A 21458-nucleotide genomic window follows, 5' to 3' on the forward strand; every position below is an offset into this window, starting at 1 on the left:
GGACCTTTCTTGTTCGGTGGACCTACTCGACAATCAGTTCCACCGGGATGTTGCCCCGGGTGGCGTTGGAGTACGGGCACACCTGGTGGGTGGTCTCGATGAGTTGCTGCCCCTGCTCGTTGTGCAGGTGCTCGGGAAGTTCCACGCGCAGCACGACCGAGAGTCCGAACCGACCGCCCTCGAGGGGGTTCAAACCGACCTCGGCGGTCACCGACGCGTCGTCGGCGTCGATCTTCATCCGCTTGGCGACCAGCTGCAGCGCACTGGCGAAGCAGGCCGAATAACCCGCCGCGAAGAGCTGCTCCGGGTTGGTGCCCGCGCCGTCGCCGCCCATCGCCTTGGGGTGGGCGAGCGTCAGATCGAGCACGCCGTCATCGCTGTAGGAACGGCCTTCGCGGCCGACCGAGGTTGCGACCGCAGTGTAGATAGGTGCCATGGTGTCCTCCTAGACAGACTTGTCTGTTCGCTTGTGAACATCAGAGTAGACAGACCTGTCTGGTATCGTCAAGGGGACGCGTTGATTCCAGGAAAGGGCGCAGGTCAGGCGATGAGTGCGGCTCGTGAACGTCTACTCGACACGGCAACCCGGTTGTTCTACGCCGAGGGTGTCCACATGGTGGGCATCGACCGGATCATCGCCGAGGCCGGCATCGCCAAGGCCACGTTCTACCGGCACTTCAAGACCAAAGAAGACCTGGTAGTCGCCTATTTGCAGCGCGAATACGCGCGCCAGCGCGACGCGCTGGAATCGGTGCCGGGCGAAGGCTTCGCCACCATCACCACCATCTTCGACACGCTCAGCGACATCAGCTGCGGCCCCGGCTTCCGCGGCTGCCCCTTCCTCAACGCCGCCGTCGAATTCCCCAACCCGGAACATCCGGTGCGCCGCGTCGTCGACGACTACCGCACCTGGTTCCGCGAACTGATGGCCGAACACCTCCGCGAGGGCGGCCACAGCGCTCCCGACGACGCGGCCCGCGCCCTACTCCTCACCCGCGACGGTGTCACCATCAGTGGCGGGGTCGGCGACAGCGAGACGGTACGCGCCGGCATAAGAGCCGCACTGAATCTCATCGCCTGATCACGGACTCAGGTCGGCGAAACGGGCTGGAAATTCAGTAGTTCATCCGCCCCGGCACGCACGATTCCGGCACAGGATTCGGGTACCTCGTTCCATGCGCCGGGAAGGTCACGCAGTGGTTCGGACACCACGAATCGGGTCTGGTCGCCGAGGCGGTGCAACACGCTGACCTCGGGATGCAAAGCCCGCAGTTCGGCGATTCTCGTCGAGAAGAACAGCGATCTCGACTGTCGTTCACTCGAGTAACGAAATATCCACAGGGATTGCCCATCGGTCGTCGCGACGGTCATCTGGACCGGATTCTCCACCCGGTGCGTGCGACCGACATCTTCGACAAATCCGACCGCGCGAGCGACGGCGCCGAGAGGATCGTCGGTGAGACCGAAGGTCAATGCCAGATAGAACAAAGTTTCCGAATCCGTCGACCCTTCGAGGTCGGCAAACAATCCCGGATCGATCGCGGTGACCAGGTCCCGGCGAACCTCGCGGAACCCCCGCAGAGCTCCGTTGTGCATCCACAGCCACCGCCCGTGCCGGAACGGGTGGCAATTACTGCGCTGCACCGGTGTCCCGGTCGACGCGCGGATATGGGCGAAGAACAACGACGTCCGGATCTGACCCGCAACCTCACGCAAATTTCGATCATTCCACGCCGGTTCGATACTCTTGAATAGCGCGGGCTCGTCACCCTCCCCGTACCAGCCGATACCGAATCCGTCACCATTGGTCGTCGTGGCTCCGAGTCGAGAATGCAGACTCTGGTCGATCAACGAGTGCCGCGGCTCGAACAGCAGTTCTTCAGCGAGAATTGGCTCACCCGAGTATGCCATCCACCTGCACATACATCTATTCAAGCAGGCCGGACCACCAATGTTAAGAAGCTATCGGCACGTGCAAACAGATAGCGGGATCTGGTCCTGGCGAGCTACCAGCCGCACGCTGTTCGGCGGAGTCGCGGGAGGCCACGAGCTCGGATTGCGAACCTGAAACATCGCTGTATCAGCAGGAAAGTGTCCGGTAAACTCGCTGCGTGTCAAGATCGACGGATCGTGGGCGATCGATTCCGATCGCGAGCACACCTCAGTCGGCGCTGCGCAGATTCTTCCCGCGCAATCCGCCGCGCAATACTTGAGTACGCGATTGCCCTGATGTCGCGTAACTATGCGATGTCCGGAGTTTTCGCTGCGGCGAGGGGCTTACTATGACCGAGCGCAATCCTTCTGCAAATCGACCTGTCCCCGAGGACGAGCCTTTTGAGCGGCAAGCCGTCGCCGCGGGGATCTCCGTGCTGGCGGCGATCATGCTGTTCATCACCGCGGCGGCCTCCATCCTCGAGGGAATCGCCGCGATCGCCGAAGACGAGTTCTATGTCGCCGGATTCAGCTACGTCTACGAGTTCGACGCGACCACCTGGGGATGGATCCATGTCGTCCTCGGTGTGATCGCCATCGTCTGCTCGATCGGTTTGATGTCGGGCACCGCGTGGGCGCGCTACGCGGCGGTGGGCATCGCGGCACTGGTGATCATCGCGAACTTCTTGTCCCTGCCCTACTACCCCGCGTGGTCGATTGTGATCATCGCGATGAGCGTCGTGGTCATCTGGGCTGTCACCGCGTGGAAGCCTGCTCGGCGACATGACCGGCTGTGATGTCGAAAACTTCGAAGCGCGTAGCTTCGGCGGCTCATCCGAACCGGACCGAACGCCAACATCGCGGCGTCACCGCCCGTCGAAAGACCCCGCTGGCCGCGCTCGCCGAGCTTCGGGTCGCCGCTCGGCGTGACCCGGTCGGCATCCTCGAGAAGCAGGCAGCCGACCGGGTCCCCGAACTGGTCCCGCTCCGCTACGGACGGATGGCCGCCACCGCGTTCACCTTCTATCGTGGCGCCGCGGCGATCATGGCAGACGATCTGTCCCACTCGCCCACCACCGCCCTGCGGACGCAACTGTGCGGGGACGCGCACCTGAGCAACTTCGGCGTATTCGCCACGCCGGAACGCAAGTTGGCCTTCGATGTCAACGACTTCGACGAGACCTATCCTGGCCCGTTCGAGTGGGACGTCAAACGTCTGGTCGCGAGTCTCGCTGTCGCGGCGGACGAAAACGGATTCAGCGACAAGAAGCGCAGGAAGATCACCCGAGCCTGCGCCGCCGAATACCGCGAAACGATGGTCCGGCAGGCGGAGCTCGGAAATCTGGCGGTTTGGTACGCCCATATCGAGGCAGGCTCGGACCTGACCGAACTCCGCGATCACCTCAGCAAGGCCAGAAAGCGGCGCACCCGCGCTGCGCTGGAGAAGGCAAGCCGACGCGACAGTATCCAAGCGCTCTCGAAACTGACCACCGACGTCGATGGCACCAGACGCATCATCAGCGCACCACCGCTGATCGTCCCGATCGAGGACATGTACGACGGCAAAGACATCACAGCGATGTATCTGGATCTCCAAGCGCGACTCGATAGTTACGCGGACACCCTGCAAGGGGATCGCCGACTGCTCTACAACCAGTTCCAGGTGGTGCAGATGGCCCGCAAGGTCGTCGGAGTCGGCAGCGTCGGCACCCGCACCTGGATCATCCTGTTGCAGGGCGCAGACCCGGATGATCCGCTGTTCCTCCAGGTCAAGGAGGCGAAACCGTCGGTGTTGTCGGCCTACCTCGATGGGCCCGCATTCGCTACCGAGGGTGAACGCGTCGTCGAGGGACAGCGATTGATGCAAGCCGCCGGCGATATCTTCCTGGGGTGGGAGCGCGGTCCGGATGCCGATGGCATCGACCACGACTTCTATATACGCCAACTGCGTGACGGCAAAGGCTCCGCGGAAGTCGAATCCCAAACACCCCGGGTGATGAAGCTGTACGGGCGGATATGCGCGCGGGCACTGGCTTTCGCGCACGCTCGGGGCGGCGACCGGATCGCCATCGCCACCTACCTCGGAGACGACACCGAATTCGACCATGTGATGGCGGAATTCGCCGACACCTACGCCGAACAGAACACTCGAGACCACGCGGCCATGCTCGACGCCATCGCCGCGGGTCGCATCACCGCCGATATCGCGACCTGAATCAGGACGGCTTCGGCACGACTTCCGGTATGCGCCTCATCCGGAACGAGTTGAACAACCCGACGAGACCGGCCAGGAACGGAACCAGCAGTGCCACTTGCAGAGCGAGGGGCCGAGCCTCGGTGTTGATGCGAACGACCTCGTCACGGATCTGCGGAGGTTGGTCAGCGAGAAGCTGATCGAGCTGGGTATTGCTCATGACCTCGGCGTCGTCCTCCAGCACCTGTGCCACCTGTTGTTGCTGTGCCTGCGGGAGCACTGTGCTCGATTCCGCCTTGCTCGTGAACGTGATGGACAAGGTCGCCAGCATGATGGCACCGGCAAACGCGAGCCCGAAGGACAACCCGAACGACCCGGCCGCCGAATTGACACCGGCGGCTTCGCTGATCCGCTCCTCCTCGATCGGGGCCAGTGTGTAGTTGTTGAGCTGAGACACCAGCAGACCCAACCCCGAGCCCGCGATGATCAGGGGAATTATGAGCCCCCAACCGAATTCCGCGCGGGGCACGATCGGAATGAGTACCACTATCCCGACAGTGAGGAGCACGAATCCCCACCGGATGATGTTGCTCGCAGGCCGATCACCCGCGAATTTACCCGTGAGCACCGCAACGGCGAACATGCTCAACGACAGGGGTGCGATGGACAGGCCGGCTTGCATCGCGTTGTACTCGAGCACCATCTGCAGATAGATCGGCAGGGCTATCATCGTGCCGCCGAGGGCGATCTGCTGAAGCAGCTGTCCTGAGATGCCCAGCCTGAAGATCTTGGATCGGAACAAGTCCGGGTCGAGCAATACCGGCTTACCCGCGCGATGGCGCCGGACAAGCCAATAGGCGAGGCAGGCCAGCGCGATCGCGCCGACCGCCAGGACCGCACCGACCGATTCGCCCCCCTCTTGCCACACCAGGACTCCCAGCACGATTCCGCCCATGCCGAGAACCGACAGCACCGCTCCGACCAGGTCGACGCCGCGGGGGCCGGTGTAGGGCACATCGCGGACGATTCCGATGCCGGACAGCACGATCGCGATAACGACGACTTCCAGCACGAACCCGACGCGCCACGACAGGTAGGTGGTGATGATTCCCCCGAGCAGCGGGCCGACCGCCGCCGCGATCGCGGCCGCCGCGCCGACCAGGGCATAGACCTTCTTCTGTGCCGCTCCCTGGAAGTTGCCGTGGATCAACGATTGCATGGCGGGCAACAGCAGGGACGCGCCGATCCCGCCGAGTACTGCCCAGAACACGACGATCGCGGTCAGGCTCTGCGCGAACGCCATCGCCGACGCCCCGACCGCGTAGCCGAGCAGACCCAGCGCATATGCCCGCTTGCGTCCGATCAGATCGCCTACTTTCCCGCCGATCAGGATGAACGCGGCCGAAACCAGCGCTTCCAAGGCGATAGCGGCTTGGACTCCACTGACGGTCGTGTCCAGATCGCGAACCACCGCCGAGATCGACACGTTCATCAGCGATGTATCGACGACGAGTACGAACATCGCCATCGCCAGCAGTGCCGCCAGCAGGCGTTGCGTGCCACCCACCTGCCCAGCCGAGTTCATCGATCTATCGCTCATCGAAGCCCCACCGTCCCGACAGTCGTGACGTGCTCCTGATGCCGGGATGGCTGGGATGCCATCCCGGTAACGTGAAAGTTTGCGATATAATCCTAGCTTATCGAGATCGACGGATCGTGGTCATCTGAAACCATATGCAAGCGCTCAATTTTCGATGAGTCTCCGGTATTCGCAGTCAGGAGTCGTCGTGCCGAAATTGGAGATCAAGAGGAAATCCGAACTCTCCCGCAAGGAGATATCCGAGCACATCATCGCGATCGGACACGCCCTCGCGGGCGGCTCCGAGGTGCAACTCGGAGAAAGCGGGGATTCGATCCAGATCAGCGTCGCCAATCGCGTCCAATGGGAACTCGAGATCGAAGTCGACGGCGATAAGACCGAAATCGAGATCGAGATAAGCTGGCACGACAATCCGTCCCGGGAAACGCCGACACAGCGCGCGGCTCCGGCCAAGTCTGTGCGTCGTGGGCGGCCTCACAAGGCCTGATCCGACCAGCCGGCGTCGGTGCACTCACCGCCGCGGTCGCGGCCCTTCGGGCCCCGATTACCGCGCTCAGTCCACCAGCTGACGCAGTAGCGGGCCGTATTCGGGATGGGCGAGGGCCGAGGCGAACTGGGCTACCAGGTAGTCGGCCGGGTTGCCGGTGTCGTACCAGCGGCCCTGGATGACCTGGCCGTACACCGCGTGCTCGGCGGCGTAATTGTTGATCGCGTCGGTCAGATACACCTCGCCGGTCTGGTGGGTGTACCAGTTCTCGGTCTGGATGCGCAGCTCGTCGATGATGCCCGGCGTCACGACATACCCGCCGATCGCCGCGAAGGCCGACGGCGCGTCTTCGGGCTTTGGCTTCTCCATCAGGCCGGAGATGCGAAGCAGTCCGTTGTCGAGGTCCTCGCGCACCACCGGCACGCCGTAGCGCTGCGATTCACCCGGCGACATCGGCAGCAGCGCCAGCACCGGGCAGCCGGTGGACTCGTAGGCGGTGATCAGCTGCTGGGCACGCGGTACCTCGGCGACGAACACGTCGTCGGGCCACAGCACCAGCATCGGTTCGTCGCCGAGGTGGCGCGCCGCGTTGAGCACCGGTGTGCCGTTGCCGTACGGGCCGTGCTGGTCGAGGTAGGTGATGTGTCCCTCGCGGGAGAGCTCGCCCACCTCCTCCACCGCGTCGGCGTAGGCGGATTTGCCGTCGGCGCGAAGCTGGGCGACCAGCGCCGGATTCGGCCGGAAGTGATCCTGGATCAGCGACTTGCCGCTGCTCACGACGATGGTGATGTCGGTGATCCCGGACGCGACCAGTTCGCGCACCGTGTGCTCGATGACCGGTTTGTCCCCGACCGGCAGCATCTCCTTCGGCGTCGCCTTGGTCAGCGGAAGCAGCCGGGAGCCGATTCCCGCCGCCGGAATGACAGCCTTGCGGATCTTCATCCTCCGATCATCACATATTCGGCTGTGTCATCGGTGTGCGACGGCTGGCAACGGGCTCGAGGAATTGTCGGTGGTTCGGCGTAGATTGCGCCTCGTGAGCACCCACACCCCTGCCGCCGGGGCTCCGGCCAGGTCCGATGCGGCGGTCACCGCCCGTCGCTGGGTGCTGCATATCGATATGGATGCCTTTTTCGCCTCGGTCGAACAATTGACCAGACCCACGCTGCGTGGGCGCCCGGTCCTCGTCGGTGGGGCGACTCAGCGCGGTGTCGTCGCGGGGGCCAGCTACGAGGCTCGGGTCTACGGCGCGCGCTCGGCCATGCCGATGCATCAGGCCCGGCGCCTGATCGGCGTGTCGGCGGTGGTCGTGCCGCCGCGTGGCGCGCTGTACTCGGTGCTGAGCGCGCAGGTGTTCGACGCGTTGCGCAGCCGTGTTCCGGTGCTGGAGACGCTGTCGTTCGACGAGGCCTTCGCCGAACCGGCCGAGCTGGCGGGCGCGAGCGTCGCCGAGGTCGAGGACTATTGCGCGATGCTGCGCGCTCTCGTTCGAGCGCAGACCGGGCTCACTGCCTCGATCGGCGCGGCGACCGGGAAACAACTCGCCAAGATCGGCTCCGGTCTCGCCAAACCCGATGGGATGCGGGTCATTTCACCATCGGAACAGGGCGAGCTGCTCGCCGCGCTGCCGGTGCGCAAACTGTGGGGGATCGGTCCGGTGGCCGAGGCCAGGCTGCGCAGCCTCGGCATCGAGACGGTCGGCGCGTTCGCCGCCCTGCCGGAGTCGGAGGCGGTATCGACCCTCGGGGGCAGCATGGGCGCCGCGCTGCACCGGCTCGCGCGCGGGATCGACGACCGCCCGGTCACCGAACGCGCCGAGGCCAAGCAGATCAGCGCCGAGAACACCTACGAGCGCGACATCGTCACCATGGCCGACCTGCGCGCCGCCGTCACCGCGATGGCCGCGTCGGCCCATCGCAGGCTCGAGCGCGACGGGCGCGCCGCCCGCACGGTGGTCCTCAAGCTCAAGAAGTCGGATATGGGCATCGTGACCAGGTCGTTCACGCTGCCCTACGCCACCGCCGACCTGACCACCCTGGCCGCGGCCGCGCAACGCTCCGCGATCGATCCCGCCGAGCTCGGCCCGATCCGCCTTGTCGGTGTCGGTTACGGCGGGCTGTCGCTGGTGCGCCAGGAATCGCTGTTCCCCGAACTGGATCAGGCGGTGCCCGCCGACCTCGGCACCGTCACCGACGCCGCACCACCCCCGGAGGAACAGCCGAATCTTCCTGCGGGACTATGGTTTCCGGGTATGGACGTGAGTCATCCGGACTTCGGGCACGGCTGGGTGCAGGGCGCGGGTTACGGCGTGGTGACCGTGCGTTTCGAGACCAGCTCGACAGGTCCCGGCCCGGCGCGTACCTTTCCAGCCGACGACACGGGGCTGACACGGGCCGATCCGCTGGCCAGCCTCGCATGAGGAGTAGCCTCGGCTACCGCGATGGAACAACTCCCACCTCGAACGCAAAGGACGAGCAGTTGAAGCTTCGTACGACCGGACGTGTAGCGATCGCCGGACTGGCCGTGGTCGCCGCCCTCGGCCTGAGCGCGTGCAGCGACGACAAGGGTGACAAGCCCGCCGCCAAAACCACCACCAGCGCCAAGGCTGAGACTTCGGCGGCCGCGAACCTGCCCCCCGTGCCGACCGTGGAGCAGCTCAACGAGCAGCTCACCACCGCGCTGGATCCGTCGGTCCCCAACGATCAGAAGCTGGACTTCGTGCAGGGCGGCGAGGCCGATCCCGAGCTGCCGAACCGCTTGGCCCAGGCCGCCTCGGACGCCAACGTCCAGGTGCAGGTCACCGAGGTGACCTCCTTCGGTGACAGTGTCAACGCGAAGGCCAACTTCACCGTCAACGGCCAGACCAATGTCGTCGACGTGCCGTTCGTGGCCGAGGACGGCAAGTGGAAGGTCCAGAAGTCGTGGGCCTGCGGCATGATGACCAACCTGGGTCAGACCTCGGTCGCCTGCCCCTGATCTCGCACGCTCTCGCCCCGTTCGGATGTTTCCGGACGGGGCTTTTGCGTGCGAGTCGCGACGGTGTTTCGCCTGCTGTCGGTGGCGCGGCTACTATCGGGCCCCGTGGTAGAGACGATCGTGCGGCAGGGGCATCCGCCCAAGGGCGTTTCGGAGCCGACGCGACGTGATCGCGCGGGATGGGCGCGCATCGTCGCGATCGTCGCGGGACTGATCGGCATTCTCAGTGCCGCGGTGATCCCGTTCCTGCCCGTCCGGGTCGACGCCGCGACGGTGTCCTGGCCGCAGCAGGGATCGCCCGCCGCGGTCGAATCGCCGCTCATCGCCTACGCGCCCGCCGCCCTGTCGGCGACGGTGCCGTGCGCCGCGCTGAGTTCCCTGGCCGCGACCGGCGGTGTCGCGGTCTCCACCGTGCCGCGTCGGTCGGCCGACATGGAGAAGTACGGTTTCGTCGTCAAGGTGGTCGCCGATACCGCCGAACGCCCCGGCCGCGTGGATGTGGTCTCGCGTTCGACCCTGGTGTGGACGGCACCGCTGGCCGAGGTCGTCGACCGCTCCTGCGCGCTGACTATCGCGATCACTCCCCAGCAATCCTCGGTCACCACAACAGGTCTCACCGCGTCCGGCGCCGTGGTGGCCGCTGATCTGCGTCCCCAGGTCGTCGGCGTGTTCAGTGAGCTGACCGGCGCGGCCCCCGCGGACCTCGCGGTACGCGTCGACGTCGACGCCCGCTACACGTCGTCCCCGACCTGGCTCAAACTGGCCGCGATCGTGCTGTGTCTGCTCGCGACGGCACTGTCGCTGTTCGCCCTGCACCGCCTCGATGCCCTCGACGGCCGCTCCGCGCGCCGATTCCTGCCACAACGCTGGTGGCGGCTGCGCCCCGTCGACTGGCTGGTGTTCTCGGTCCTGCTGGTCTGGCATTTCATCGGCGCCAACACCTCCGACGACGGCTACATCCTCGGTATGGCGAGGGGTGCGCGCAGTTCGGGCAACATGTCCAACTACTACCGCTGGTTCAGCGTCGACGAGGGCCCGTTCTACACCCCCTACACCGATATCATCGGCTGGCTCACCCACATCTCCGCGGTCAGCCCGCTGGTCCGGCTGCCCGCTCTCGGCGCGGGCGTGCTCACCTGGTGGCTGATCAGCCGCGAAGTGCTGCCCCGCCTCGGCGTGGCATTGCGCCGCGAACGCGTCGCCACCTGGACCGCTGCCTTCGTCTTCCTGGCCTTCTGGCTGCCCTACAACAACGGTCTGCGCGCGGAATTCGTTGTCGCGCTGGGTGTTCTGGTCACCTGGGTCTCGGTCGAACGAGCGATCGCGACCCGGCGGTTGCTGCCCTTCGCCGTCGCGGTGATCGTGGCCGCGTTCACCCTCACCGGCGCACCGTCGGGCCTGATCTGCCTCGGCGCGCTGGTGGCCGGTGCACGTGTGGTCACCGCGGTGATCGTGAAGCGGGCGAAATCGGTGGGATACCTGGCGCAGTTGCTGCCTATCCTGGCCGCAGGCACGGTGGTACTCACGGTCGTCTTCGCAGACCGGACCTTCGCCGGAGTGCGGGAGATGTTCGCCGTGCACAGCGTGATCGGGCCGGGAGAGTCCTGGTTCTTCGAATTCCTGCGCTACCAATTCCTGCTGCAGCTCAATGCAGACGGCTGGCTGACCCGACGCTTCGGTGTGTTCGCGATGCTTCTCGGCCTGGTTGTCTGCATCGCCATCATGCTGCGTCGCGGCGGTCATATCCCCGGTACCGCAGTCGGTCCAACGCGGCGCATCCTCGGAATCACTGCCGCCGCCATGGTCTTGATGATGTTTTCGCCCACCAAGTGGACCCACCAGTTCGGCGTTTTCGCCAGTTTGGCCGCCTGTGTTGCCGCGGTGACGGCGGTTGCGGTGAGCGCGAACGTGCTGCGGCCTTTGCGTAACCGCGCGCTGTTCGCGGCCGCTCTGTTCTTCGCACTCGCCGTGACCTTCGTGGGTGCCAATGGCTACTGGTACGTCTCCGCGTGGGGAATCCCGTTTTGGGACAAGCCGCCGACCGTCGCCGGATTCGGTATCTCAACCGCGTTCGTCGGGCTGACCGTGCTAGCGCTCGCCGTCGCTGCGTGGTTCCATATCCATCCGAATCCGAAGCCTGGGCCAGTGACTGGGCGACTTGCAGGGCTACCTGTCCTCGCAATCGCGGCCGCGATGATGGTGCTTTTCGAACTTGCATCGTTCGCCAAGGCCACCGTCGCCCAGTATCCGGCGTACTCGCTGGCGAGCTCCAACTTTTCGGCGGCCTTTGCTGGTGGGTGCGCCATGGCTGACGAGGTCCTCGTTGAAACCGATCCGAATGCCTCCATGCTCTCGCCTCTGGCTGGCGATCTCGCCACCGCCATGGCGGGAACCGAGTCGGCAGGTTTCCAGGTTGGCGGTGTCGCACCGGTTCTAGTCTCCGACGAGGTGGAATCGACCACGGGTCAGGCAAATTCGGTTTCTGACGACCCGGACAAATTGCGCGATGCTTCGACCTCGGCCGGCTCGGAGTCCCGGCAGGGATCGCTGCAGCTCCCGTTCGGGCTCGATCCTGAGTCGACCCCCGTTATGGGTAGCTACCGCCCTGGCACGCAGGAACCGGCGTCGCTGACCACCGGTTGGTTCCGGTTGCCAGACGGTCCGCGCGGCCCGCTGCTCGCGCTCTCGGCGGCCGGCCGGATCCGGTCGGTCGACGCTGACGGTGTCGTGCGTCCCGGTCAAGAACTTGCTGTCGAGTACGGCACTGCTGCGGCGAATGGCTCCGTAACTGTCTCCGGCCAGGTAGTCCCGATCGACATCGGTCCAGCTCCCATGTGGCGCAACTTGCGCGTTCCGCTGAACCAGCTGCCAGCCGACACCGACGTCATCCGTCTGGTCGCTGTGGACAAAGATCTCGGCTCAGACCAATGGTTGGCCGTCACGCCGCCGCGTATGCCGCAGACCATCACTCTGAGCTCTCTCGTGGGTCGTACCAGTCCCGTTCTGTTGGACTGGGCTGTGGGACTGCACTTCCCGTGCCAGAACCAAATGCCCACCTACAACGGTGTTGCAGACCTCCCCGAATATCGCATCCTGCCTGACCGCAACACGGCCACCATCACCAACCTGTGGCAGGGCCACGACGGCGGCGGCCCACTCGGCTGGACCCAGCTCCTGTTCACCGCCCGCACCCTGCCGACCTACCTGAACAACGACTGGGACAGGGACTGGGGCTCCCTCGAGCAATACCTCCCCCTCGACGCCACCGCCACTCCCGCGAAGGTGGATATCGACTCCGGCAACCGCTGGGGCACATGGACCCCCGGCCCCATCATCACCGCCTGGTAGTCACCGGTCGAGTGTCAGCGCGCCGGTCCGGCTGCCGTCGGACCGGCTAGCGGGAGTTGGTGGCGATGCGTAGGGCCAGGTCGGGGAGGTCGGCGCCGGTGAGGCCGGGGTAGCCGTGGAGGATGGCGCGCCAGCGGGCGGGGACGGCCGAGGCGCCCCAGCGGGCGCCGAGCAGTCCGCCCGCGATGGCCGCGGTGGTGTCGGTGTCGTTGCCCGCGCGCACGCACGCCTCCAAGGCGAGTGGAAGCTGTTCGGGCGTAGCAGGATCGGTGGTGGTGATCGCCCACCACGCGGTCTGCAGGGCGTGCACCACCCAGCCGTTGTTCGGGAAGTCGGCGGGCGTGCCCTTCTCCGCTTCGTCGAGCCGTTCGGTCCAGAACGCGGATTGTGGTGAGCCGCTGACATATTCGCGAACGCCGTCGAAATCGGCGTTCAGCACGGCGTGCCGGATCGCGTAGGTCCACATCTTGCACGCCTCGACGGCGTTCTCGTCGTAGTGCGTGAGCAGCCCGACCCGGCCCGCCGCCGCCACACACTCCGCGGCGTCGTCGAGATACGCCAACGCGACCGGCGCGGTCCGCATCAGCGACCCGTTGCCGCCGGTTCGTCCGGTCAGCGACATCGCCACGGCCTGCATGTCCAGCGCGGAGGAAGGCCTGGCGGACAACACGGTTCGAGTCTGATTCCCGATGTCGGGTGGCTTCGAGTCGTACCAGGAGACGAACCCCGCCGCGACCGCGTCGAGATCGATCCCTGGCCCGTTGGCAGCGGCTACCGCTACGGCTACGGCCATCGACGTATCGTCGGTCCACTCACCCGGCGCCCAGCTGAACACCCCGCCGCCGACCATGTCGATCACCGTGTCCGGCCCGGGATGAGTGAACTCGTAGCCTGCCCCCAGCGCATCACCGGCCGCGGTACCCACCAGCACGCCCGCTACCCGATCCGAGAACCCCGCATCGTGCACAGAACCCACCTCTCTCGGGTGCCCACCAGCCGATTGTCCGACTAGCGAGCCTACCGGTCGGCATGCGATCCACCGGCGAGTCGCGCCGGGGTGACACCGAATCGAGCTAATGCGCGGTCGCGTCCGTCGCCTCGGCCACCGAGAGCTGCCGGTTGCGCCGCCCCCGCAGCAGGGCGTCGGTGGTGAACACCGCCAGCGCCGCCCAGATCAGGGCGAATCCGGCCCAGCGTGAGGCAGGCATGGGTTCGTGCATGACCGCCACGCCCCAGGCCATCTGCAGGGCCGGGGTGAGGTACTGGAGGATGCCCATGGTCGAGAGCGGGACCCGCTTGGCCGCCACCGCGAACAGCAGCAGCGGCAGCAGGGTGACCGGCCCGGTGGCGAGCATGAGACCGAAATGGGCGGGGCCGGAGGTCATCTCACTACGACCGGTGGCCATCAGGACGATCAGGAACGCCAGCGCGAACGGCACGGCCACTATGCCCTCGGCCGCGATGCCGGGGAGCGCGTCGAGCCGGATCACCTTCTTCACCAGCCCGTAGGCGGCGAACGAGCAGGCCAGGATCAACGCGATCACCGGCGGCCTTCCGTAATCGACGGTCAGCACCACCACCGCCAGCGCACCGAGCCCCAGCGCCACCCACTGCGCCCTGGTGAGCCGTTCCCGGAACAGCAGCACCCCGATGGCGACGGTGACCAGCGGGTTGATGAAGTAGCCGAGCGCGCATTCCACGATGTGCCCGGTGGTGACGCCGAAGACGTACACACCCCAGTTCAGCGACAATGCCGCCGAGGCGGCCGCGGCCATTCGCCAGGTCCTGGCATCGATCCCGCGCAACCCGCCCAGCCGCCCGGTCAGGGTGAGCACGAGCAGCACCACGACCAGCGTCCAGACGATCCGCTGCGCCACCACTTCGGCAGGCGAGGCGAACGACAGCAGCCCGAAGAAGGCGGCGAACGAGCCCCAGATGAGATAGGCCCCCGCACCGAAAACGACACCGGGCGGGGATGAGCTGCGCTGCATTCATCCCATGATACGACCGGCTAATCTGGCGAGCATGTCCATATCCGTGCAGGAGCCCGCCGCCGCCGGGCTCACCGCAGCACAGGTCGATGAGCGCCGCCGTGACGGGCGCACCAACGATGTCCCGGCCAGGGCGAGTCGTTCGGTCGGCGAGATCGTCCGCGCGAATGTCTTCACCCGTATCAATGCCATTCTCGGCGTGCTGTTCCTGCTGGTGCTCTCGACCGGTTCGATCATCGACGGCATGTTCGGTCTGCTCATCGTGGCCAACAGTGCGGTCGGCATCATCCAGGAGGTCAGGGCGAAGCGAACCCTGGACGAGCTGGCGATCGTCAGCCAGGCCAAACCGACGGTGCGCCGCGACGGCGTCGCCCATCAGGTCGCGCCCGGCGAGGTGGTGCTCGACGATCTGATCGAGCTCGGCCCCGGCGATCAGATCGTGGTCGACGGCGAGGTCGAAGAGGCCGCCGCGCTCGAGATCGACGAGTCGCTGCTGACCGGTGAGGCCGACCCGATCGACAAGGGCATCGGCGCGCCGGTGATGTCGGGCAGCTTCGTGGTGTCGGGTTCGGGCGCCTACCGCGCGACCAAGGTCGGCAAGGACGCCTACGCCGCGAAACTGGCCGAGGAGGCCAGCAAGTTCACGCTGGTGCACTCCGAATTGCGTTCGGGCATCGACAAGATCCTGAAATTCATCACCTACCTGCTCATCCCGGCCGGTCTGCTCAGCATCTACAACCAGCTGGTCTCGAGCGGGGAATCGTGGCGTCCCGCGGTGACCGGGATGGTCGCCGCACTGGTGCCGATGGTCCCCGAGGGTCTGGTGCTGATGACCTCGATCGCCTTCGCGGTCGGTGTGGTGCGCCTGGGTCAACGTCAGTGCCTGGTACAGGAACTGCCCGCGATCGAGGGCCTGGCCCGCGTCGACGTGGTGTGCGCCGACAAGACCGGCACCCTCACCGAGAACGGCATGCGTCTGGCGCAGGTCGAACCGCTCGGCGCGTTCGACGAGGCGCAGGTGCAGGCCGCACTGGCGGCGCTCGCGAGCGACGACCCGCGCCCCAATGCCAGTGTCCAGGCCATCGCCGAAGCGCTGCCCGACTCGCCCGGCTGGTCGCAGACCGCCGTCGCACCGTTCTCCTCGGCGAAGAAGTGGAGCGGCGTTTCCTATGGCGCCCACGGTGATTGGCTGCTCGGCGCCGCCGATGTGCTGCTCGATCCCACCTCCGCCGATGCCGCCCACGCCGAACAGCTCGGCTCGTCGGGTCTGCGTGTACTGCTGCTGGCCCGCAGCGACCGTCCGGTCGACGCCGACGACGCGCCAGGCCGGGTCGAGCCCGCCGCGCTGGTGGTGCTCGAGCAGAAGGTGCGTCCCGACGCCAAGGAGACCCTGGAATACTTTGCGAGCCAGCAGGTCTCGATCAAGGTGATCTCCGGCGACAACGCCGTGTCCGTAGGTGCCGTCGCCACGTCGCTGGACCTGCCCGGCGGTGACCACGCCGTCGACGCGCGCACCCTGCCCGACGATCCGGCCGCGCTCGCCGACGTCCTCGATCACGAAACCACCTTCGGCCGTGTCCGTCCCGATCAGAAGCGCGCCATGGTCGGCGCCTTGCAGTCGCGCGGGCACACCGTCGCCATGACCGGTGACGGCGTCAACGACGTGCTGGCGCTCAAGGATGCCGATATCGGTGTCGCGATGGGCGCCGGTAGCCCCGCGACCCGCGCGGTGGCGCAGATCGTGTTGCTGGACAACAAGTTCGCGACCCTGCCGTATGTGGTGGGCGAGGGGCGCCGGGTAATCGGCAATATCGAACGCGTCTCGAACCTGTTCCTCACCAAGACCGTGTACTCGGTGCTGCTGGCCTTCCTCGTCGGCCTGGCGGGCGTCGGTTCGCAGATCTTCGGCTACGACCCCATCGGCTACCCGTTCCTGCCGCGCCACGTCACCATCGCGGCCTGGTTCACCATCGGCATCCCCGCGTTCGTGCTCTCGCTCGCGCCCAACAACGAGCGCGCCCGCACCGGCTTCGTCGGCCGGGTGATGCGCCTCGCGGTGCCCTCCGGCGTGGTGATCGGCGTCGCGACCTTCGTGTCCTACCTCATCGCCTACGCGGGACCGGAAGCCTCCGAGACCCAGAAGGTGCAGGCGGGCACCACCGCGCTGATCACGCTGATCATGATCGCGGTGTGGGTGCTCGTGCTGGTGGCGCGGCCGTATGTGTGGTGGAAGGTGGTGCTGATCGCGGTATCGGTGCTGGCCTACGTCGCGCTGTTCACGATCCCGTTCACCCGCGAGTTCTTCAAACTCGACCCCTCCAACCCGCGCCTGACGCTGGCCGCGGTGGTGTGCGGTGTGATCGGCATCGTGCTGGTCGAGCTGGCGTGGTGGGTGCAGGCACGGCGTTCCGGCGGCGCGGGCAAGTTCTTTCCCCCGGTCGGTGCGCAGGGCGCGTGAGGAATCACTGACCCGAACGTAATCGATTCGAGAACCCTTGTGCCGGATGGACATTCGGTGTTGGAGTACCTTTGCCGGTTATGGAGGTAACGCTGTCGCATCGTCTCGGGACCACCCGGTGACCCCCGACGAACTCGACGATCTGTTTTCCGGCCTCATCGTGCAGCTCGACCGGCTCGATGCCGGTGCGCTCGAACTGATGGCGGGTGCCTACGACCACGCCGGCGATGTGGACCGGGCGCGCACGCTGTGGGAACTGGCCGATACGCGCCGCGCCACCGATCGTCCGTAGGCGGCTCCAGCATCGGCGAACACCGTTGCGATTCAAGGACAGTCGTGGCCTCGACCGGCGTACTACTCGGTCGGCACCGGGCCGTCATCGGGGTTCGGGGTGACGGTATCGGTGCTGCCCGGCAGCAACGGGCTCACCGCGAACCGGCCCGCGACGGCGTCGGCGGGCAGCGCCTGCACCGCCCTGACTCCCGATTGTGTTGCCAGGTCACGTAATTGGGGGAGCGTGCCGCGCACGATGATGCCCGCCGTGCACGCGCAGCCCGCGCGCAGGCGGGTCTCGGTGAGATGGGCGATCTCGGCGCTGCGCTGATCGCGGAACTGTTGTGCCGCGACCAGGCCCGCGGCCGCGTCGCCGGAATTCACCGCTGCCTCGTCGCCGCCCGGGGTGGCGACCGTGATCACCGGTGTCTGCACCCGCTCGACGGGCACGTGCTGGATCACCCCGGAAACCCGCAACCCAGCGGCCGCGGCCGGAATCTGTTGGGGTGTCAGGTATTCGGCGAAAGACACCAGCGCCCAGTGCGGGTCGGTGTCGGCACCGCCGAGGGAAGCCCGTGCGTCGCCGAGGTATTGCTGAACCTGCTCGCCGGGTGCGGGCCCCAGCCGATCGGTCGCCACCGCCGACGTGGGCGCCGGTTCGCGGTAGGCGACAACCAGCAGGATCACCGCGCCGATGGCCGCGATCGCGTAGAAGGCGGCATTGCGTCGGGAGAATCCGCCATCGTCGTCGGCCTGCGATGCCGGCTCCGCCGGCATGTTCCCGAGATTCTCCGAGGATGTGCTCGCGCTGTCGTCCATCGCTGCTCCCGCCTGCTCGGCGGGCGGTTCCCCGCGGTCGTCCGGCGCCGTATCCGGCGCCGGTTCGGACGACCGCGGGTCGTCAGGCATTGCGTAATACGTCCAGGGCGCCCGCCAGATCGTCGGGGTACTCGCTGGTGATCTCGAGCCAGCGACCGTCGGCGGGATGGTGGAAGCCGAGCTGGCGCGCGTGCAGCCACTGCCGTTCCAGGCCGAGGCGTTTGGCCAGCGTCGGGTCGGCGCCGTAGGTGAGGTCACCCGCGCAGGGGTGGCGGACCGCCGAGAAGTGCACCCGGATCTGGTGCGTGCGGCCGGTCTCGAGGTGGACGTCGAGCAGGCTGGCCGCCTGGAACGCCTCAAGGGTGTCGTAATGGGTGACGCTGGGCCTGCCGTCGCCGGTCACCGCGAACTTCCAGGCATTGCCCCGCGCGCGCCCGATCGGCGCGTCGATGGTGCCGCTGCTCGGATCCGGGTGTCCCTGCACGAGTGCATGGTATTGCTTGTCGACCGTGCGTTCCTTGAAGGCGCGCTTGAGCATCGTGTAAGCGTGTTCGGATTGTGCCACCACCATCACACCGGAGGTGCCGACGTCGAGCCGGTGCACGATGCCCTGCCGTTCGTGCGCGCCCGAGGTGGAGATGCGATAACCCATCGCCGCCAGGCCGCCGACCACGGTCGGTCCGGTCCAGCCGACACCGGAGTGCGCGGCGACGCCGATCGGCTTGTCCACGGCGACGATGTCGTCGTCGGCGTAGAGGATGTTCATCCCGTCGACGGGAGTGGCCTCGACCGTCAGTGCCCGCTTGGGTTCGGGGAAGATCACTTCCAGCCACGCGCCCGCGGTGAGCCGGTCGGACTTGCCCGCGGCGACCCCGTCGATCTGTACCGAGCCGTCCTCGGTCAGCGCCACGACCGCGGTCCGCGAGAGGCCGAGCAGGCGGGCGAGTCCCGCGTCCACCCGCATCCCGTCGAGTCCATCGGGGACGGGCATGGTTCTGGTTTCTCTCATACGGTCTCCTCGGTGTGTTTGCGACCGCTGCGGGTGCCGTCCGGTTCGAAACCGAACACGGTGAGCGCGACCAGCAGGATCGCCCCGCACACGATGGCCGAGTCGGCGACGTTGAAGACCGGCCACCAGCCGATGGCGACGAAGTCGACCACATGGCCCTGCAGCGGGCCTGGGTATCGGAAGATCCGGTCCACCAGGTTGCCCAGCGCCCCGCCGAGCACCATGCCGAGGCCGATGGCCCACCACAGCGAACGCAGGGTGCGCCCGATCCGGATCACACCGATCACCACCGCGGCGGCGATCAGGGTGAGCAGCCAGGTCATGCCGGTCGCCATCGAGAACGCCGCGCCCGGGTTGCGCACCAGGGTGAACCGCGCGAAATCGCCGATGATCGGCACCGATTCGCCCGGGTCGATGAGGGCGACCGCGAGGCACTTGGTCAGCAGGTCGAGCCCGAACAGGACGACGGCGATGATCAGCAGCGTCGTCAAACGGCGGCGACCAGCGGGTTTCGCCGTCTCGGCCGTCTCGGGTGCGGCAGGGGCCGCCGGTGCCGCTGAGTCGTCGCCGGTCTCGGGGACGGCAGCGTTGTCGGTTGGCCGGTCTTCACTCACGCGTCCATCATTCCCTAGTGGTGATCTGGCCTTCGCCGCGGTGCCGGGGAGTCCCAGGTGTTACTCAGGAAGCGGTCGTACCCTGATGGCTGTGACGGTGTTGTCTAGATCTCGCTTACCCCGCATCGCGCGCCCCGGGGTGTTACTGGTGGCGCTCGTGCTCGGGTTCGCGACCTTCGGCGCCGGGTGCGCCGACCGCTCGGCCCCTGCCGCGGAGGTCGACGGCACCGAGCCGCTCGGCATCGGCAAGGAAGTCACCGTGCCGATCTCGGCCGCGGTCACCACGATGGTCTCGCCCGGCGAAGAGCCGCGAGATCTATTGCGACCGCGCTATGCCGCGGGCACCACCCAGGAAGTGACGCTGCGCACCGACTACCGGATCCAGCAGCAGGTCAACGATCAGCCTGTCCGCGACTTCTCGCCCGCCGCGCTGACCATCCCGATGGTCGCGCGCACGGGCACCGACGGCGTCGACCTCACCGTCGGCGCGGTCACCACCCCCGACCCCGCGCTCAACAAGGCGTTCACCTCCGCCGACGGTTCACACGCCGGTCTGGGGATGAGCGACCTCGGCGCGATCACCGAACTGCGCATGGCACCGTCACCGGACACCCCGAATACGGCACGGGCCGCGCTCGAGCAGGCCTTCTACCAGGCTGTGTATCAGTCGATCGCGTTCCCGGACCAGCCCGTCGGGATCGGTGCGGTGTGGACGGTGCACCAGAAGATCACCGGCGGGGTCACCCTGGACCAGATCACCACGGCCACGCTCACCAGCCGGGAGGGCGACCGGCTCACCATCGATCTGCAGGTGAATCAGACGCCCACCGACAATGTGTGGGAGTTGCCCAACGACGCGGGTGAGCTCGACATCGACGGTTACGTGATGGAAGGCGTCGGCTCGATCACCATCGATCTCGGTATGCCGCTGCCGGTTTCGGGCTCCATCGAGATCGGTGGACAGCAGACCTATCGGGACGCGCGCAGTGTGAGCACGTTGGTGCAGACGCAGTCGACACGGGTGACCTGGACGGAATGATGCGGGTGGTTTCGCTGCGCGTCGGCGCGGCTGTTTCGGCGTGCGTCGGGTTGGCCGGGATCGTTGGCTGCGGATCCGACGACACGGTGGCCTCGCCGGGATCGGGTCCGTTCTCCGCGGCGGTCACGGCCGCACCCGGAACCGGCGCCGTTGTTCGTGATGCGGCGCAGTTGTCGGCCGGTCTGCTCGCCGCGACGGATCTGCCCGGTGAATTCGCGGTGGTGCCGCCGCGCGATGAGTCCGGCGAGCCCGCGGTGCCGCCCGCGGCGCTGACGGATCCGCCGGACTGTGGGCGTCTGCTCTTGCCGATCGCGCAGCAGTGGCCGGGGTCGGCCGCCGCCGCGTCGGTACAGTTCGCCGGGCCCAGCTTCGCCACCATCGACATCGATGCCGCGAGCTATCCGGACGCGGCGCTGGCCCCGGCGTTCGACGCGCTCCAGGCCCAGCCCCGGCGCTGTACCAGCTACTCGGGTGACGACGCCGGGGTGCGGATCGAGTATCGAACCAGCGCGCTCGCGCAGCCGCCCGCGGGCGACGCGGGCTCGGCGTTCACCCTGACCGCCACGAGTGAGGGGCTCACGCTCACCTCGGCGACATCACTTGTCCAGGTGGGGAACACGCTGGTTCAGGTGGTCGTCACCGCGCCGGAGGTCGTCGACCCCGGCGTGCTCGCCGATCTCACCGCGGCTCAGGTGCGCAAACTCCGCGGCTGACACCC

At 66.9% G+C, this 21458-nt stretch carries 20 protein-coding genes; 11 read left to right on the forward strand and 9 right to left on the reverse strand.

What is annotated here, in order from left to right; all coding sequences use genetic code 11:
• Positions 1 to 22: 22 nt before the first annotated feature.
• Positions 23 to 436, reverse strand: coding sequence for an organic hydroperoxide resistance protein (locus ACFWPK_RS30160; RefSeq protein ID WP_378921524.1), 414 nt, complete (start codon positions 434 to 436; stop codon positions 23 to 25).
• 111 nt (positions 437 to 547) lie between these two features.
• On the opposite strand from ACFWPK_RS30160, the gene ACFWPK_RS30165 reads away from it, so the two are divergent.
• A complete protein-coding gene (locus ACFWPK_RS30165) occupies positions 548 to 1081 on the forward strand; it encodes a TetR/AcrR family transcriptional regulator (RefSeq protein WP_378921526.1) in 534 nt (177 codons plus the stop codon).
• An 8-nt stretch (positions 1082 to 1089) separates the two neighbouring features.
• On the opposite strand, the gene ACFWPK_RS30170 is transcribed toward ACFWPK_RS30165, so the two are convergent.
• Positions 1090 to 1911, reverse strand: coding sequence for a class II glutamine amidotransferase (locus ACFWPK_RS30170; protein ID WP_378921528.1), 822 nt, complete (start codon positions 1909 to 1911; stop codon positions 1090 to 1092).
• A gap of 371 nt (positions 1912 to 2282) precedes the next feature.
• On the opposite strand from ACFWPK_RS30170, the gene ACFWPK_RS30175 reads away from it, so the two are divergent.
• Positions 2283 to 2729: an acetyltransferase gene (locus ACFWPK_RS30175; RefSeq protein WP_378921530.1), complete on the forward strand. Its 447-nt coding sequence runs from the start codon at positions 2283 to 2285 to the stop codon at positions 2727 to 2729.
• Positions 2729 to 4147: a DUF2252 domain-containing protein gene (locus ACFWPK_RS30180; protein ID WP_378921531.1), complete on the forward strand. Its 1419-nt coding sequence runs from the start codon at positions 2729 to 2731 to the stop codon at positions 4145 to 4147. Before ACFWPK_RS30175 ends, ACFWPK_RS30180 begins: the two co-directional genes overlap by 1 nt.
• Position 4148: 1 nt before the next feature.
• On the opposite strand, the gene ACFWPK_RS30185 is transcribed toward ACFWPK_RS30180, so the two are convergent.
• Entirely contained in the window at positions 4149 to 5726 is a 1578-nt protein-coding gene (locus tag ACFWPK_RS30185; protein WP_378921533.1) for an MFS transporter, read from the reverse strand.
• Between the two features lie 187 nt (positions 5727 to 5913).
• Here ACFWPK_RS30185 and ACFWPK_RS30190 point away from each other — a divergent pair, with 187 nt between their 5' ends.
• Positions 5914 to 6213, forward strand: a complete 300-nt coding sequence (locus ACFWPK_RS30190) for an amphi-Trp domain-containing protein (RefSeq protein WP_378921535.1) — start codon at positions 5914 to 5916, stop codon at positions 6211 to 6213.
• Positions 6214 to 6279: 66 nt separating this feature from the next.
• On the opposite strand, the gene ACFWPK_RS30195 is transcribed toward ACFWPK_RS30190, so the two are convergent.
• Positions 6280 to 7155, reverse strand: a complete 876-nt coding sequence (locus ACFWPK_RS30195; protein ID WP_378921537.1) for a UTP--glucose-1-phosphate uridylyltransferase — start codon at positions 7153 to 7155, stop codon at positions 6280 to 6282.
• 178 nt (positions 7156 to 7333) lie between these two features.
• On the opposite strand from ACFWPK_RS30195, the gene ACFWPK_RS30200 reads away from it, so the two are divergent.
• The 3 genes from ACFWPK_RS30200 (at position 7334) to ACFWPK_RS30210 (ending at position 12537) form a co-directional block, all read left to right on the forward strand.
• On the forward strand, positions 7334 to 8632 hold the full coding sequence (locus ACFWPK_RS30200) for a DNA polymerase IV (protein ID WP_378921585.1): 1299 nt from the start codon (positions 7334 to 7336) through the stop codon (positions 8630 to 8632).
• A gap of 59 nt (positions 8633 to 8691) precedes the next feature.
• On the forward strand, positions 8692 to 9189 hold the full coding sequence (locus tag ACFWPK_RS30205) for a hypothetical protein (protein WP_378921539.1): 498 nt from the start codon (positions 8692 to 8694) through the stop codon (positions 9187 to 9189).
• A 105-nt stretch (positions 9190 to 9294) separates the two neighbouring features.
• Positions 9295 to 12537 carry an arabinosyltransferase domain-containing protein gene (locus ACFWPK_RS30210; protein WP_378921541.1) on the forward strand — a complete coding sequence of 1081 codons (3243 nt, stop codon included), beginning with the start codon at positions 9295 to 9297 and terminating at the stop codon, positions 12535 to 12537.
• Positions 12538 to 12583: 46 nt separating this feature from the next.
• Here ACFWPK_RS30210 and ACFWPK_RS30215 read toward each other — a convergent pair whose 3' ends face one another.
• Together ACFWPK_RS30215 and rarD are read right to left on the reverse strand one after the other, a co-directional pair.
• On the reverse strand, positions 12584 to 13513 hold the full coding sequence (locus ACFWPK_RS30215) for an ADP-ribosylglycohydrolase family protein (RefSeq protein WP_378921543.1): 930 nt from the start codon (positions 13511 to 13513) through the stop codon (positions 12584 to 12586).
• A 97-nt stretch (positions 13514 to 13610) separates the two neighbouring features.
• Complete coding sequence (gene rarD / locus ACFWPK_RS30220) at positions 13611 to 14528, reverse strand: EamA family transporter RarD (protein ID WP_378921545.1); 918 nt, start codon at positions 14526 to 14528, stop codon at positions 13611 to 13613.
• A gap of 34 nt (positions 14529 to 14562) precedes the next feature.
• On the opposite strand from rarD, the gene ACFWPK_RS30225 reads away from it, so the two are divergent.
• Both ACFWPK_RS30225 and ACFWPK_RS30230 read left to right on the forward strand, forming a co-directional pair.
• On the forward strand, positions 14563 to 16986 hold the full coding sequence (locus ACFWPK_RS30225) for a cation-translocating P-type ATPase (RefSeq protein ID WP_378921547.1): 2424 nt from the start codon (positions 14563 to 14565) through the stop codon (positions 16984 to 16986).
• A 118-nt stretch (positions 16987 to 17104) separates the two neighbouring features.
• Positions 17105 to 17278: a hypothetical protein gene (locus tag ACFWPK_RS30230; RefSeq protein WP_378921549.1), complete on the forward strand. Its 174-nt coding sequence runs from the start codon at positions 17105 to 17107 to the stop codon at positions 17276 to 17278.
• Between the two features lie 62 nt (positions 17279 to 17340).
• Here ACFWPK_RS30230 and ACFWPK_RS30235 read toward each other — a convergent pair whose 3' ends face one another.
• The 3 genes from ACFWPK_RS30235 to lspA all read right to left on the reverse strand — a co-directional run bounded on the left by ACFWPK_RS30235 (position 17341) and on the right by lspA (position 19701).
• Complete coding sequence (locus tag ACFWPK_RS30235; protein ID WP_378921551.1) at positions 17341 to 18036, reverse strand: hypothetical protein; 696 nt, start codon at positions 18034 to 18036, stop codon at positions 17341 to 17343.
• A 124-nt stretch (positions 18037 to 18160) separates the two neighbouring features.
• A complete protein-coding gene (locus ACFWPK_RS30240; RefSeq protein WP_378921552.1) occupies positions 18161 to 19087 on the reverse strand; it encodes an RluA family pseudouridine synthase in 927 nt (308 codons plus the stop codon).
• A complete protein-coding gene (gene lspA, locus ACFWPK_RS30245) occupies positions 19084 to 19701 on the reverse strand; it encodes a signal peptidase II (protein WP_378921554.1) in 618 nt (205 codons plus the stop codon). The genes ACFWPK_RS30240 and lspA overlap by 4 nt, the downstream gene beginning before the upstream one ends.
• 85 nt (positions 19702 to 19786) lie before the next feature.
• On the opposite strand from lspA, the gene ACFWPK_RS30250 reads away from it, so the two are divergent.
• Positions 19787 to 20740 carry a hypothetical protein gene (locus ACFWPK_RS30250; protein WP_378921556.1) on the forward strand — a complete coding sequence of 318 codons (954 nt, stop codon included), beginning with the start codon at positions 19787 to 19789 and terminating at the stop codon, positions 20738 to 20740.
• A complete protein-coding gene (locus ACFWPK_RS30255) occupies positions 20737 to 21453 on the forward strand; it encodes a hypothetical protein (protein WP_378921558.1) in 717 nt (238 codons plus the stop codon). The genes ACFWPK_RS30250 and ACFWPK_RS30255 overlap by 4 nt, the downstream gene beginning before the upstream one ends.
• Positions 21454 to 21458 lie beyond the last annotated feature (5 nt).

The sequence above is a fragment of the Nocardia sp. NPDC058519 genome (assembly GCF_042719755.1).
Classification (GTDB): domain Bacteria; phylum Actinomycetota; class Actinomycetes; order Mycobacteriales; family Mycobacteriaceae; genus Nocardia.

Coding starts and splice junctions, on each gene's coding strand:
- ACFWPK_RS30250 (WP_378921556.1), top strand. CDS start 19,787: ATGGCTGTGACGGTGTTGTCTAGATCTCGCTTACCCCGCATCGCGCGC.
- ACFWPK_RS30255 (WP_378921558.1), top strand. CDS start 20,737: ATGATGCGGGTGGTTTCGCTGCGCGTCGGCGCGGCTGTTTCGGCGTGC.
- ACFWPK_RS30235 (WP_378921551.1), bottom strand. CDS start 18,036: ATGCCGGCGGAGCCGGCATCGCAGGCCGACGACGATGGCGGATTCTCC.
- ACFWPK_RS30185 (WP_378921533.1), bottom strand. CDS start 5,726: ATGAGCGATAGATCGATGAACTCGGCTGGGCAGGTGGGTGGCACGCAA.
- ACFWPK_RS30180 (WP_378921531.1), top strand. CDS start 2,729: ATGTCGAAAACTTCGAAGCGCGTAGCTTCGGCGGCTCATCCGAACCGG.
- ACFWPK_RS30175 (WP_378921530.1), top strand. CDS start 2,283: ATGACCGAGCGCAATCCTTCTGCAAATCGACCTGTCCCCGAGGACGAG.
- ACFWPK_RS30165 (WP_378921526.1), top strand. CDS start 548: ATGAGTGCGGCTCGTGAACGTCTACTCGACACGGCAACCCGGTTGTTC.
- ACFWPK_RS30225 (WP_378921547.1), top strand. CDS start 14,563: ATGTCCATATCCGTGCAGGAGCCCGCCGCCGCCGGGCTCACCGCAGCA.
- rarD (WP_378921545.1), bottom strand. CDS start 14,528: ATGCAGCGCAGCTCATCCCCGCCCGGTGTCGTTTTCGGTGCGGGGGCC.
- ACFWPK_RS30160 (WP_378921524.1), bottom strand. CDS start 436: ATGGCACCTATCTACACTGCGGTCGCAACCTCGGTCGGCCGCGAAGGC.
- ACFWPK_RS30170 (WP_378921528.1), bottom strand. CDS start 1,911: ATGGCATACTCGGGTGAGCCAATTCTCGCTGAAGAACTGCTGTTCGAG.
- ACFWPK_RS30200 (WP_378921585.1), top strand. CDS start 7,334: ATGGATGCCTTTTTCGCCTCGGTCGAACAATTGACCAGACCCACGCTG.
- ACFWPK_RS30195 (WP_378921537.1), bottom strand. CDS start 7,155: ATGAAGATCCGCAAGGCTGTCATTCCGGCGGCGGGAATCGGCTCCCGG.
- ACFWPK_RS30240 (WP_378921552.1), bottom strand. CDS start 19,087: ATGAGAGAAACCAGAACCATGCCCGTCCCCGATGGACTCGACGGGATG.